The 12,165-nt window shown below is 64.9% G+C and carries 11 protein-coding genes; 5 read left to right on the top strand and 6 right to left on the bottom strand.

Translation table 11 applies throughout. The features are described from left to right. Window positions 1–675: 675 nt before the first annotated feature. The 5 genes from N0B28_RS22395 to dksA all read right to left on the bottom strand — a co-directional run bounded on the left by N0B28_RS22395 (window position 676) and on the right by dksA (window position 6,907). Complete coding sequence (locus N0B28_RS22395; RefSeq protein ID WP_043863805.1) at window positions 676–2,112, bottom strand: sigma-54 dependent transcriptional regulator; 1,437 nt, start codon at window positions 2,110–2,112, stop codon at window positions 676–678. 22 nt (window positions 2,113–2,134) lie between these two features. Continuing rightward, entirely contained in the window at window positions 2,135–5,089 is a 2,955-nt protein-coding gene (locus N0B28_RS22390) for a sensor histidine kinase (RefSeq protein WP_162484883.1), read from the bottom strand. Next, window positions 5,073–5,249, bottom strand: a complete 177-nt coding sequence (locus tag N0B28_RS22385; protein WP_003250005.1) for a hypothetical protein — start codon at window positions 5,247–5,249, stop codon at window positions 5,073–5,075. Before N0B28_RS22385 ends, N0B28_RS22390 begins: the two co-directional genes overlap by 17 nt. Before the next feature lie 257 nt (window positions 5,250–5,506). Further along, window positions 5,507–6,394: a tRNA glutamyl-Q(34) synthetase GluQRS gene (gluQRS, locus tag N0B28_RS22380; RefSeq protein WP_275728851.1), complete on the bottom strand. Its 888-nt coding sequence runs from the start codon at window positions 6,392–6,394 to the stop codon at window positions 5,507–5,509. A gap of 66 nt (window positions 6,395–6,460) precedes the next feature. Then, the gene (gene dksA / locus N0B28_RS22375; RefSeq protein ID WP_043863802.1) at window positions 6,461–6,907 is read right to left on the bottom strand and encodes an RNA polymerase-binding protein DksA; all 447 of its coding nucleotides are present in this window, start codon (window positions 6,905–6,907) and stop codon (window positions 6,461–6,463) included. A gap of 210 nt (window positions 6,908–7,117) precedes the next feature. On the opposite strand from dksA, the gene N0B28_RS22370 reads away from it, so the two are divergent. Together N0B28_RS22370 and sfsA are read left to right on the top strand one after the other, a co-directional pair. Continuing rightward, window positions 7,118–8,290 (top strand): pyridoxal phosphate-dependent aminotransferase, encoded by a 1,173-nt coding sequence (locus N0B28_RS22370; RefSeq protein ID WP_078481321.1) that lies wholly within the window; start codon window positions 7,118–7,120, stop codon window positions 8,288–8,290. After that, on the top strand, window positions 8,290–9,000 hold the full coding sequence (gene sfsA / locus N0B28_RS22365) for a DNA/RNA nuclease SfsA (RefSeq protein ID WP_229590463.1): 711 nt from the start codon (window positions 8,290–8,292) through the stop codon (window positions 8,998–9,000). The genes N0B28_RS22370 and sfsA overlap by 1 nt, the downstream gene beginning before the upstream one ends. Here the strand turns inward: sfsA and N0B28_RS22360 are convergent. After that, window positions 8,993–9,310: a Rieske (2Fe-2S) protein gene (locus tag N0B28_RS22360; protein ID WP_043863799.1), complete on the bottom strand. Its 318-nt coding sequence runs from the start codon at window positions 9,308–9,310 to the stop codon at window positions 8,993–8,995. The genes sfsA and N0B28_RS22360 overlap by 8 nt on opposite strands. Before the next feature lie 166 nt (window positions 9,311–9,476). On the opposite strand from N0B28_RS22360, the gene N0B28_RS22355 reads away from it, so the two are divergent. From N0B28_RS22355 to N0B28_RS22345, 3 genes are read left to right on the top strand one after another with little or no spacing between them, the layout of a single operon-like run. Beyond that, complete coding sequence (locus N0B28_RS22355) at window positions 9,477–10,358, top strand: ABC transporter substrate-binding protein (protein ID WP_275728842.1); 882 nt, start codon at window positions 9,477–9,479, stop codon at window positions 10,356–10,358. A 50-nt stretch (window positions 10,359–10,408) separates the two neighbouring features. Next, window positions 10,409–11,392 carry an iron ABC transporter permease gene (locus tag N0B28_RS22350; protein ID WP_178075056.1) on the top strand — a complete coding sequence of 328 codons (984 nt, stop codon included), beginning with the start codon at window positions 10,409–10,411 and terminating at the stop codon, window positions 11,390–11,392. Next, complete coding sequence (locus tag N0B28_RS22345) at window positions 11,392–12,159, top strand: heme ABC transporter ATP-binding protein (protein WP_275728839.1); 768 nt, start codon at window positions 11,392–11,394, stop codon at window positions 12,157–12,159. Before N0B28_RS22350 ends, N0B28_RS22345 begins: the two co-directional genes overlap by 1 nt. Window positions 12,160–12,165: the final 6 nt, after the last annotated feature.

Here is a 12,165-nt window from a genome sequence, read left to right as displayed (position 1 = left end):
GTTCGGCCAAAAACGAAGAATGGCCGCATGATGGGCGGGGATTCTAGCATTTACTCGAAGGATGGTGTAGGCGGGTGCATCGGGCGGGCTGAAAGCCGGAAACTACAAGGGGAGCCGAAGCTCCCCAAGAAGTAGTTGCATGCTCTTATTGTTCTTTTGCCGGGCTTCTTGTTTTTGTTGAGTGCCCTACCCACAAAACCGCAAGGCTTGTGGGTGTTCTCCCTAACCGGGAGTCAAGAGCAAACGGATTGCTTTGGTCGCTGAGGTTGCAGTGATCATGCGATCCAACCAGTTCAGGCCCTGCTTGAGTGCAGTTTTTGTTGTTCTCTGCCTGGTTGTGGGGCAAGCCCCAAATACAACTCCTCTCCAAAAGAATCAGTTAGCTGCGCCTCCGCCGTCTTGTTCTTATTGTGCGTGAGCCGATTCGTCTTATTTTTATTGTCTTTTGCAGTGCTTGTTATTGTTCTTGTACCGAACATATAGCAGGTGCCGTGCCAACTTTTGCAAACCCCAGTAAAACAAGGGGTTAGGCGGTTTTGGGGGCGTCTGGCGGGCATAAAAAAACCGGGGATTCGTTACCGTATGCCCCGGTTTCTGTTACGTGATCAGCGTGAGGTAACATTTTTTTCACACGCCCTGGTGTTACCTGCCGGTAACACCGGTGCGCGTGCTGGCTCAGCTTTCGCTGGTGGCCCCGCTCTTGCGCCGCGGGATACCCAGGCGCTGACGACGTTCCCACAGGCATTTGCGGCTGACACCGAGCTTGCGGGCCAGCTCGGTCTCGGTCATGTGGTCCTGGTGTTCGAGTACAAAGTGCTGGAAGTAGTCTTCCAGTGACAGGTCTTCGGTCGGTTCGTGGCTGGTGTTGCTGGCGGCGCCGCCGGCAGACGGCAGGCCGGCGAACACGTCATCGTCTTCCAGGTCGGCCAGCTCGATGTCGATGCCCAGCAGGTCGGCAGAGATTTCCGGGCTTTCGCACAGGATCACCGCGCGCTCCACAGCGTTTTCCAGCTCTCGCACGTTGCCCGGCCAGGAGTAATGACGAATGGCCTGTTCGGCGTCATGGGCAAACTTCAGGTCGTTGCGCCCGATGCGTGCGCTCTGGCGGGCGAGGAACGCATTGGCGATCTCGTTGACGTCGGCGCCACGCTCGCGCAGGGCGGGCAGCTTGAGGGCGATCACGTGCAGGCGATAGTAAAGGTCTTCGCGGAACTGGCCGACCTTGGCCAGGTTCTTCAGGTCGCGGTGGGTGGCGGCAATCAGGCGCACATCGACCTTTTGCGATTGCACCGAGCCCACCCGTCGGATCTCGCCTTCCTGCAGTACGCGCAGCAGGCGGGCCTGGGCTTCGAGCGGCAGTTCGCCGATCTCGTCGAGAAACAGCGTGCCCCCGTCGGCCGCTTCGACCAGGCCGGCACGGCCGGCGCTGGCGCCGGTGAACGCGCCCTTTTCGTGACCGAACAGCTCGGACTCGATCAGGCTTTCGGGAATCGCCGCGCAGTTGACCGAAATCATCGGCGCCTTGGCCCGGCGTGACAGGTTGTGCAGCGCGCGCGCCACCAGCTCCTTGCCGGTACCCGATTCACCCTGGATCAGTACATTGGAGTCGGTGGGCGCGACCTTGCGGATCTTGCCGTACAGGTCCTGCATCGGCGGGCACGAGCCGATGATGCCGATTTCGCCATTGGCATTGCCCGGCTTGTCCGCCGGGGCCGCCTTGGCGCCGGCGCTGCTGCGCTCGGCAGGGGCGGCGGGGGCGTTCTGGCGGTCGCGCAGGATGCGGGCGACGGCCTGGAGCATCTCGTCGTGATCGAAGGGCTTGGCGATGTAGTCCACTGCGCCCATCTTCATCGAGTCGACGGCCGAGCGCAGGCTGGCGTAGCTGGTCATGATCAGCACCGGCTTGCCTTCGCCCAGCTTGATCAGCTCGGTACCCGGTGCGCCGGGCAGGCGCAGGTCGCTGACAATCAGGTCGAAGCTCGGAATGCTGAAGCGTTCCTGGGCCTCCTGTACCGAGCCGGCTTCGCTGACCTGGTACTGGTTGCGTTCGAGCAGGCGACGCAAGGCCGAGCGGATGATGGTTTCGTCTTCGACGATCAGAATATGCGGCATTGATTCAATTCTCTCGACGGTCTCAGTTCACAGCGGACGTCGCTACGACATGACGCGGCAGGGTCACACGGATCCGGGTGCCACGCTGGCTTTGAGTATCGGCCGGGCTGTCGATGGTGATTTGTCCATAATGCTCTTCCACGATGGAATAGACCAGAGCGAGCCCCAGCCCGGTGCCTTCGCCCGGATCCTTGGTGGTGAAGAAGGGTTCGAACAGCCGGTCCATGATGCTCTTCGGAATGCCGCTGCCTTCGTCCTCGACGATCAGGTCGACGGTGTGCTCGCTGGCTTCGCTCTTGACCCGTACCGCCGTGCCGGCCGGCGATGCATCGCGGGCGTTGGACAGCAGGTTGATGAGTACCTGCGCCAGGCGCTGCGGATCGCCGTCGACCCAGTGCTCGGGGTCGCACAGGTTGAAGAACTGTACTTCGAAATTGCGCCGGTTCAAGGCCAGCAGACCGATGGCATCCTGCGCCACTTCGGCCAGGCACACCGGTTCGTCACTGTGCTGGTGGCTGCCGGCGTGGGCGAAGCTCATCAGCGACTGGACAATGCGCGAGATGCGTTTGGTCTGCTCCAGGATCTGGCTGCTCAGCTCGGTGATCTCGCCGTCGTCCTCGCGCTCTTCACGCAGGTTCTGCGCCAGGCAGGCGATGCCGGTGACCGGGTTGCCGATTTCGTGGGCGACCCCGGCGGCCAGGCGGCCGATGCTGGCCAGGCGCTCGGAGTGCACCAGCTTGTCTTCGAGCATCTGGGTTTCGGTGAGGTCTTCCACCAACAGCACCAGGCCGCTGTTGCCCGGTGCCAGGGGCTCGTCGATGGCCGCCTTGTGCAGGTTGAGCCAGCGGGTCTGCCCGTCCAGGCCCAGGCGCTGCTTGTGCAGGTGCTCGTCGGGCACGTTGATGAACCCCAGCAACAGGCCGCGCCAGGGTTCGCCGATGGTGGTCAGGCGCGAGCCGACCACACGCTTGGCGGGGATGCCGGTCAGCTCTTCCATGGCCCTGTTCCACATCAGGATCTCCTGATCCTTGGCCAGCGAGCAGACGCCCATGGGCAGCTCCTGCAGGGTCTGGCGGTGGTAGCGGCGCAGGGCATCGAGCTCGGCGGCCAGGCCGGTGAGGCGCGAGTGATAGTCTTCCAGGCGGCTCTCGATGAAATGGATGTCTTCGGTCACGTAGTTTTCGCTGCCCGACTTGTACGGCAGGAAGGTCTCGACCATGTCCTGTGCCACGCTGGGGCCCATCAGGCCCGACAGGTTGGCCTCGATGCGGTCGCGCAGACGTCGCAGGGCGTACGGGCGGCGTTCGTCGAAGGGCAGGTACAGGTCGCGCAGGGCTTGCTCGACTTCTTTCTGCGCGGCCTTGGCGCCCAGCGGCTTGGCCAGCTGGGTGGCGAATTCCTGCGGCGAGGCGGCGTGCAGTTCGCGCCGTTGCGGACGGCGCACGTTATCCACGGCGCAGGCCTCGGCGGCGGCGACTTCCTCGGCGCTGGCGTTGCTGAACAGCGAGATCAGGGTGAACAGCAGCACGTTGGCCGCCAGCGAGGCGATCGCCGCCATGTGCCAGCTGGTGTCGTCGAGCACATAGATCATGTTCAGCAGCGGAATGTAGAAGCCCTGCAGGTTGCCCACCAGCGGCAGCAGCATGGTCACCATCCACACCAGGATCCCCGCCAGCAGGCCGGCGATGAAGCCGCGCCGGTTGGCGGTGGGCCAGTACAGCACCGACAGCACGCCTGGCAGGAACTGCAGGGTGGCAACGAAGGCGACGATGCCCAGGTTGGCCAGGTCCTGCTGGGCGCCGAGCAGCAGATAGAAGCCGAAACCGGCGGCGATGATCGCCACGATCAGCGCGCGGCGCGTCCATTTCAGCCAGCGATAGATGTTGCCTTCGGCCGGCGGCTGGTACAGCGGCAGCACCAGGTGGTTCAGCGCCATGCCCGACAGCGCCAGGGTGGTGACGATGATCAGCCCGCTGGCAGCGGATAGCCCGCCGATGTAGGCCAGTAGCGCCAGAGCCTGATTGTTGGCGGCGATGCCCAGGCCCAGGGTGAAGTATTCCGGGCTGGTGCTGGCGCCCAGCTTGAGCCCGGCCCACAGGATAAGCGGTACCGCCAGGCTCATCAGCAGCAGGAACAGCGGCAGGCCCCAGCTGGCGCTGACCAGCGAGCGCGGGTTGAGGTTCTCGGTAAAGGCCATGTGGTACATGTGCGGCATCACGATGGCCGAGGCGAAGAACACCAGCAGCAGGGTGCGCCACGGGCCTTCCTGCAAGGGTGTGTGCAGCGCGGCGAGGGCGGTCTGGTTCTGCAGCAGCCACACCTCCAGCTCGTGCGGGCCGCCGAACACCCCGTACAGCGCATACAGGCCGATGCCGCCCAACGCCAGCAGCTTGACCACCGACTCGAAGGCGATGGCGAACACCAGCCCCTCGTGTTTCTCGCGGGTGGCAATATGGCGTGAGCCAAAGAAGATAGTGAACAGTGTGATCATGGCGCAGAAGGCCAGGGCCACGCGACTCTTGACCGGCTCGCCGGTGAGGATGCTGATGGAGTCGGCCACCGCCTGGATCTGCAGGGCCAGCAGCGGCAGCACGCCGATCAGCATGAAGATCGTGGTGAGGGCGCCGGCCCAGGTACTGCGAAAGCGGAACGCGATGAGGTCGGCCAGCGACGAGAGCTGGTAGGTGCGGGTGATCTTCAGGATCGGATAGAGCAGCACCGGGGCGAGCAGGAATGCACCGGACACTCCCAGGTAGCAGGCCAGGAAACCGTAGCCGTACTGGTAGGCCAGGCCGACTGTGCCGTAGAAGGCCCAGGCACTGGCGTACACGCCCAGCGACAGGGTATAGGTCAGTGGGTGGCGAATGATCGAGCGCGGGATCATGCCGCGCTCGCTGATCCAGGCCACGCCGAACAGCACCAGCAGGTAGGCGGCGCTGATCAGGATCATCTGGGTCAGGCTAAAGCTCATCGGCATCACGTTGGCTCTGCAGGATAAAGGTCACGACGATCAGGATCAGCCACAGCAGGTAGGGGCGATACCAGGCGCCGGTGGGTTCGATCCACCAGTCCATGATGGCCGGGGAGAACAGGTAGATCCCCACTACCAGAAGCAGGACCAAGCGATAGATGTACATGCGGGCCTCGTTGGCTGTGGACGCTGCGTGCCTGGGCTTATTATTGGCGCAAATCGGCGTCGATGGTAACGGAAGGGCCGGTGCCTGCAAACGACCTTCGCCAGAATGCCCAACGAATTGAATTTGTTGGGCTTTGTGCAAGCTGTTCCGGCCTCTTCGCTGTCCAGGTTCTGTACTGGCCTGGAGGGCAACGGTGCACCGATGGGCGCTGGCCTGCCAGCGAAGGGCTCAGCGCCTGTATCAGCAGTGGGCAGCGATCAATGAAGGTCGGCTTCCGGCACGTTCAGGCGCCGGGGCAGGGCGTCGGTATTCCAGTGCTGGGCGGCGTGCGCGAGTACCTCGCTCGGCGTACCCAGCGCCATGCCCGCCTCGACCGGTTGGCCGAGCGCACGCAAGGCCCGCAACAGCAAGGGTGTGGCCTGGTCCGCCGGCAACGGTGCCGAGCGATACGACTTGCCCAGCTTGTGCCCGTCGGGCTGGGTGATCAGCGGCACATGCAGGTAGCGCGGCTGCGACAGGCCCAGCAGCTCCTGCAGGTACAGCTGGCGCGGGGTGTTGTCGAGCAGGTCGGCGCCGCGCACGATATCGGTCACGCCTTGCCAGGCATCGTCCAGCACCACTGCCAGCTGGTAAGCGTACAGGCCATCGCGGCGCCGGATCACGAAGTCGCCCACCTCGCGTCCCAGGTGCTGCTCGAAGCGGCCCTGCAGACGGTCGGTGAAGTGATAGCTCAGCTCGGGCACGCGCAGGCGAATGGCCGCGTCCTCCTGGGCGTGGCCCAGGTTGCGGCACAGGCCCGGATAGATACCGTTGTACCCTTCCAGCTGCTTGCGCGAACAGGTACAGGCGTACGCCAGGCCCTGCTGGAACAGGCGCTGCACCACGGCGGCATAGGCGTCGTGACGCTGGCTCTGGTACACCACTGCGTCGTCCCAGTGCAGGCCGTAGTTTTCCAGAGTGTGCAGGATGGCGGCCTGGGCGCCGGGGGCTTCGCGCGGCGGGTCGATGTCTTCCATGCGCAGCAGCCATTGCCCGCCCACCGCGCGTGCGTCCAGCCACGAGGCGAGGGCGGCAACCAGCGAGCCGAAATGCAGAAAACCACTGGGGGTGGGGGCGAAGCGCCCGATGTAGCGCGGGGTGTTCATCACAGGCGGGTAGATCCGACAGCCATAAATGAAACGGGGCGCCTTGAGCGCCCCGTTCTGTTCAGGTCAGGCCTTGCCGACCTGTTTTTCCTTGATTTCCGCAAGGTTCTTGCAGTCGAAGCACTTGTCGGCGGTAGGGCGGGCCTCCAGGCGGCGCACACCGATTTCAACACCGCAGTCTTCGCACCAGCCGTAGTCCTTGTCCTGGATCAGTTGCAGCGTCTTGTCGATCTTCTTGATCAACTTGCGCTCGCGGTCACGATTGCGCAGTTCCAGCGCAAATTCTTCTTCCTGGCTGGCACGGTCTGCCGGGTCGGCAAAGTTGGCTGCCTCTTCCTTCATGTGGTCTACAGTCCGATCCACTTCCTTCATCAGGTCCTGCTTCCACTTGTTCAGGATGGAGACAAAGTGGGCCCGCATGTCATCGCTCATGTACTCCTCACCCTTACCAGCTTCATAGGGGGTGAAGTCGCCAACGGCTTGAACGGTTTGTTTCTTTTCTTGGGTGGACATGAATAGACCGCCTCTCACTCTTCTAATCCATTGCGCAGGCTTCTCCATCTCCGGCGCCCGCCGGCCCTGCGACTGCGAGCCGCCGAACTTACCAGATCGAATCGGGGCGCGCTACTCCCGGTTGTCTCCCCGGTTGACCACGGCTTTACCCACACGTTCGTTCCCATGCATGGGTAGAATCATCATTTTAGACCCATTTGAGAGAAGGCCATGGCCCAGCCCTACAGTGCGCGCAGTCGCGCCATCGAACCCTTTCATGTCATGGCGCTGCTGGCGCGGGCCAACGAACTGCAGGCAGCCGGGCATGACGTGATCCACCTGGAGATCGGCGAGCCGGACTTCACCACTGCCGCGCCCATCGTCGAAGCCGGCCAGGCTGCCCTGGCCGCAGGCCACACGCGCTACACCGCGGCACGCGGCCTGCCTGCGCTGCGCGAGGCGATTGCCGGGTTCTATGCCCAGCGTTACGGGGTGAACATCGACCCGCAACGCATCCTGATCACCCCGGGCGGTTCGGGCGCATTGCTGCTGGCGGCCAGCCTGCTGGTCGACCCAGGCAAGCACTGGCTGCTGGCCGACCCGGGCTACCCGTGCAACCGGCACTTTCTGCGCCTGGTCGAGGGCGGTGCGCAACTGGTGCCGGTCGGCCCCGAGGCCAACTACCAGCTCAATGCCGACCTGGTCGAGCGTTACTGGGACAACGAGACCGTCGGTGCACTGGTGGCCTCGCCCGCCAACCCCACCGGCACGGTGCTCGACCGCGAGCAACTGGCCAGCCTGTCGCAGGCCACCCGTGCGCACAATGGCCACCTGGTGGTCGACGAGATCTACCACGGCCTGACCTACGGCATCGACGCCCCCAGCGTGCTGGAGGTCGATGACGAAGCCTTCGTGCTGAATAGTTTCTCAAAATATTTCGGCATGACCGGCTGGCGCCTCGGTTGGCTGGTAGCGCCGCCTGCAGCGGTCGCCGACCTGGAGAAGCTGGCGCAAAACCTCTACATCAGTGCGCCGAGCATGGCCCAACATGCTGCGCTGGCCTGTTTCGAACCCCGCACGCTGGCGATTTTCGAGGAGCGTCGCGCCGAGTTCGCGCGGCGTCGCGACTTCTTGTTGCCGGCCCTGCGCGAGCTGGGCTTCGGTATCGCGGTGGAACCGCAAGGGGCGTTCTACCTGTACGCCGATATCAGCGCGTTCGGCGGTGATGCCTTCGCGTTCTGCCAACACTTCCTCGAAACCGAGCACGTAGCCTTCACCCCGGGCCTGGACTTCGGTCGTCACCAGGCCGGGCACCATGTGCGGTTTGCCTACACCCAGAGCCTGCCGCGCCTGCAGCAGGCGGTCGAGCGGATCGCCCGCGGTTTGCGGAGTTGGCAAGGCTGATGCGTTTTTTCCCCGAACTTGAGCAGGCGCGCCTGCTGCGTCGCTACAAACGTTTTCTGGCCGACATCGAACTGGCCAACGGAGAACAGATGACCATCCACTGCCCCAACACCGGGTCGATGCTCAACTGCATGCTGGAGGGCGGCAAGGTCTGGTTCAGTCGGTCCAGCGACCCCAAGCGGAAATTGCCGGGCACCTGGGAAATCGCCGAGACCCCGCAAGGCCGGCTGGCCTGTGTGAACACCGGGCGGGCCAATGCCATCGTCGAAGAGGCGCTGCACGCCGGGCGCATCACCGAGCTGGCCGGCTTCACGGCGCTCCGGCGGGAGGTGGCCTATGGCGAGGAACGCAGCCGCATCGATTTTCGCCTGGAGTACCCCACAGGGCCGGCCTATGTCGAGGTCAAGAGCGTGACCCTGGGCTTCGACGGCTCGCGGGTGGCGGCGTTTCCCGACGCGGTGACCCAACGTGGCGCCAAGCACCTGCGCGAACTGTCGGCACTGGTGCGCCAGGGTGTGCGGGCGGTGCAACTGTATTGCGTGAACCTGAGCGGCATCGATGCGGTGCGCCCGGCCGAGGAAATCGACAGCGCCTATGCCGCGGCCTTGCGTGCAGCGGCAGCCGAAGGTGTCGAGGTGCTGGCCTACGGCGTGCACCTGGACGGCGAGCAGATCAGCATCGACCGCGCATTGCCGGTGATGCTCACGTAATGAGCCAGATGCCCTGGCTGTCTTCCCGGCAGTCCAGGGCCTGCAATGCATCCCCGGTACAGGGGCCGGCCACGCATTCACCGGACTCCGGCACGAACAGTGCGCCGTGATGAACGCAGGCGATCAGTTGGGCGCTGGGGTCCAGGAATTGGTCTGCCTCCCAGTTCAGGCCGATGCCACGATGCGGGCAGCGGTTGCGGTACAGGTAGACGCGGCCCTGGCGACGTACGCCGAACAGGTCGATGCCTGCGGCCTTGAAGCCGCGGCTCTGGCCCTCGCCCAGCTCGGACGGGCGGCAAAGAAGGTGCATGGGTAGGTTCACTTGAAGAAACGAGAGTCGGCTTGACGTCCAAATGCAAATAATTATCAAATTGCCCGCAATAGCCGTGCCCGGCGTCTTTATACCGCGAGTACGGGCACTGCCCAACCGTTATCCACCTGGACAACGGTCCGCCTTCATCTAAGGAAGCCTTGCTATGCGCCGACGTGCCAGCCTGATCGCCCTGTGTATCGGGCTTGTTTTCAACTCGGCGGCCCAGGCCGAACCCCTGGCCGCCCGCTGGGTCAGTGCCGGCGGTGCGCTGAGCGAGTGGGTGGTGGCGCTGGGCGGCGAGTCGCGGCTGGTGGGCGTCGACACCACCAGCCAGCACCCGGCGAGCCTCAAGGCGCTGCCCAGCATCGGCTATCAGCGTCAGCTGTCGGCCGAAGGGGTGCTCAGCTTGCGCCCGGACCTGCTGGTGGGCACCGAGGAAATGGGCCCGCCAGAGGTGCTCAAGCAGCTCCGGGGGGCCGGGGTGAAGGTGGAGTTGTTTTCGAGCACGCCCGAGCTGCAGGCCGTGCATGGCAACCTCCGGCAATTGGGCCGCTTGATGGGCGACGAGGCGCAGGCAGAGCGCATGTTCGGCGAGTACCGGCAGCAGCTTGACGGGCTGGCGGCACGAATCAAGGCAGTGCAGGGCAGTCAGGCGGCCCCTGGCGTGATTCTGCTGGTGGGCCATGGCGGTGCCAAGCCGATGATCGCGGGCAAGGGGACCGCAGGCGACTGGATGATTCGCCAGGCCGGCGGGCGCAACCTAGCCGACAATGACGGCTACAAGAACTTCTCGGTCGAGGCGCTGGCGGCGCTGAACCCCCAGGTGCTGGTGTTTGCCGATCGCAGCCTGTCGGGCGAGGCGGCGCTGCAGGCCCTGCTCAAGGAAAACCCGGCGCTGGCGGCCTCTCGCGCAGCACGGGACAAGCGTCTGGTCGAACTTGACCCGACCTTGCTGGTGGGCGGCCTCGGGCCGCGTCAGCCGGCCAGCCTGCAAGCGCTGGCGCAAGCCTTCTACCCGGCGGCCAAGGCGCAACTGGCCCCATGAATCGACTGGTACCACCGCGTGCTCTGTTCATCGGCCTGAGCCTGCTGTGCCTGTTGGCGGTGTGGCTGTCATTGGCACTGGGGCCGGTCAGCCTGCCGTTGCTCGACACCCTGCGAGCCGGGCTGCGCCTGATAGGCGTGCCGATTCAGGCCCAGGGGCTGGAGCAGGCCGAACTGATCCTGGGCCAGATTCGTCTGCCGCGCACCTTGCTCGGGCTGGTGGTCGGCGCGGTGCTGGCGATTTCCGGGGTGGCGATGCAGGGCCTGTTTCGCAACCCGCTGGCCGACCCCGGCCTGGTCGGGGTGTCCAGCGGTGCTGCACTCGGGGCGGCGGTGGCGATTGTGGGCGGCAACTGGCTGGGGGGCGTGCCCGAGGTGTTCGCGCCCTATCTGTTGTCGATCTTCGCCTTTCTCGGCGGGCTGGGCGTGACGGCGCTGGTCTACCGGTTGGGCCGGCGTGACGGTCAGACCAGTGTCGCCACCATGCTGCTGGCGGGCATCGCCCTGACCGCCCTGGCCGCCTCGGTGGTGGGGCTGTTTACTTATCTTGCCGATGACGCCACGCTGCGTACGCTGACGTTCTGGAACCTGGGCAGTCTCAATGGCGCAAGCTACACGCGCCTGTGGCCGTTGTTGCTGGTGGCGGTGGTGGTGACCTGGTGGCTGCCACGCCGGGCCGAGGCGCTCAATGCCCTGCTGCTGGGTGAGTCGGAGGCGCGCCACCTGGGTATCGAGGTTGAAACACTCAAGCGCGAACTGGTGTTCTGCACCGCGCTGGGCGTGGGGGCGGCGGTAGCGGCGGCGGGGTTGATCGGTTTTGTCGGGCTGGTGGTGCCGCACATGGTGCGACTGTTGTCCGGCCCCGACCATCGCGTGTTGCTGCCGGCGTCGCTGCTGGCCGGAGCGTCGCTGCTGCTGTTCGCCGACCTGATCGCGCGGCTGGCACTGGCGCCGGCAGAACTGCCGATTGGCATCGTCACTGCATTTATCGGTGCCCCCTTCTTCCTTTTTCTGCTGCTACGGGGGCGTGCCTGATGCTACGGGTGGAGAACCTGCAGGTGGTGCGCGGGCAGACCTGGGTGCTCGATGGCATCACCCTGGGCATCGAGCCGGGGCAGGTGCTGGGTGTGCTGGGCCCCAATGGTGCTGGCAAGAGCACCTTGCTCGCAGCGTTGTGCGGCGAATTGCCTGCCCATCATGGCCGTGTGCTGCTGGATGAGCGTGCGTTGGGCGACTGGAGCGGGCATGAGCGGGCACAACGCCTGGCGGTACTGCCGCAGACTTCAAGCCTGGGCTTTGCGTTTCGTGTCGAGGAGGTGGTGGCCATGGGGCGACTGCCCCACCGCACTGGTCAGGTGCGCGACCAGGCAATCGTGGCCGAGGCGCTGGAGGCGGCGGATGCCGGGCACCTGGTGGGGCGCAGTTACCTGGCGCTGTCGGGGGGCGAGCGTCAGCGAGTGCACCTGGCGCGGGTGCTGGCGCAGCTCTGGCCAGGGGGCGACGGCTGCACGCTGTTGCTCGACGAGCCGACGTCCATGCTCGACCCCCTGCATCAGCACACCACGTTGCAGGCGGTCAGAGCCTTTGCCGACCGTGGTGCGGCGGTACTGGTGATCCTGCATGACCTGAACCTGGCGGCGCGCTATTGTGACCGCATCCTGCTGCTCGAGCGTGGCTGCCCGCATGCGCTGGATACCCCTGAACAGGTGCTTCGGCCCGAAGCGCTGCGCGCCGTGTTCGGCCTTGAAGTACTGGTTCAACCTCACCCCGAGCGGGGGCACCCGCTCATCATCGCCCGCTAGGAGCTC

Origin of the sequence: Pseudomonas sp. SD17-1 (assembly GCF_029201585.1) — a bacterium.
GTDB lineage: Bacteria > Pseudomonadota > Gammaproteobacteria > Pseudomonadales > Pseudomonadaceae > Aquipseudomonas > Aquipseudomonas palmensis.
Note: the sequence above shows the minus strand (reverse complement) of the source record. Positions and strands in the feature narration are given on the sequence as shown.

Excerpts from the sequence above, each read along its gene's own strand:
- N0B28_RS22395 (WP_043863805.1), bottom strand. The coding sequence starts at position 2,112 with ATGCCGCATATTCTGATCGTCGAAGACGAAACCATCATCCGCTCGGCC.
- N0B28_RS22390 (WP_162484883.1), bottom strand. The coding sequence starts at position 5,089 with ATGCCGATGAGCTTTAGCCTGACCCAGATGATCCTGATCAGCGCCGCC.
- N0B28_RS22385 (WP_003250005.1), bottom strand. The coding sequence starts at position 5,249 with ATGTACATCTATCGCTTGGTCCTGCTTCTGGTAGTGGGGATCTACCTG.
- gluQRS (WP_275728851.1), bottom strand. The coding sequence starts at position 6,394 with ATGAACACCCCGCGCTACATCGGGCGCTTCGCCCCCACCCCCAGTGGT.
- dksA (WP_043863802.1), bottom strand. The coding sequence starts at position 6,907 with ATGTCCACCCAAGAAAAGAAACAAACCGTTCAAGCCGTTGGCGACTTC.
- N0B28_RS22370 (WP_078481321.1), top strand. The coding sequence starts at position 7,118 with ATGGCCCAGCCCTACAGTGCGCGCAGTCGCGCCATCGAACCCTTTCAT.
- sfsA (WP_229590463.1), top strand. The coding sequence starts at position 8,290 with ATGCGTTTTTTCCCCGAACTTGAGCAGGCGCGCCTGCTGCGTCGCTAC.
- N0B28_RS22360 (WP_043863799.1), bottom strand. The coding sequence starts at position 9,310 with ATGCACCTTCTTTGCCGCCCGTCCGAGCTGGGCGAGGGCCAGAGCCGC.
- N0B28_RS22355 (WP_275728842.1), top strand. The coding sequence starts at position 9,477 with ATGCGCCGACGTGCCAGCCTGATCGCCCTGTGTATCGGGCTTGTTTTC.
- N0B28_RS22345 (WP_275728839.1), top strand. The coding sequence starts at position 11,392 with ATGCTACGGGTGGAGAACCTGCAGGTGGTGCGCGGGCAGACCTGGGTG.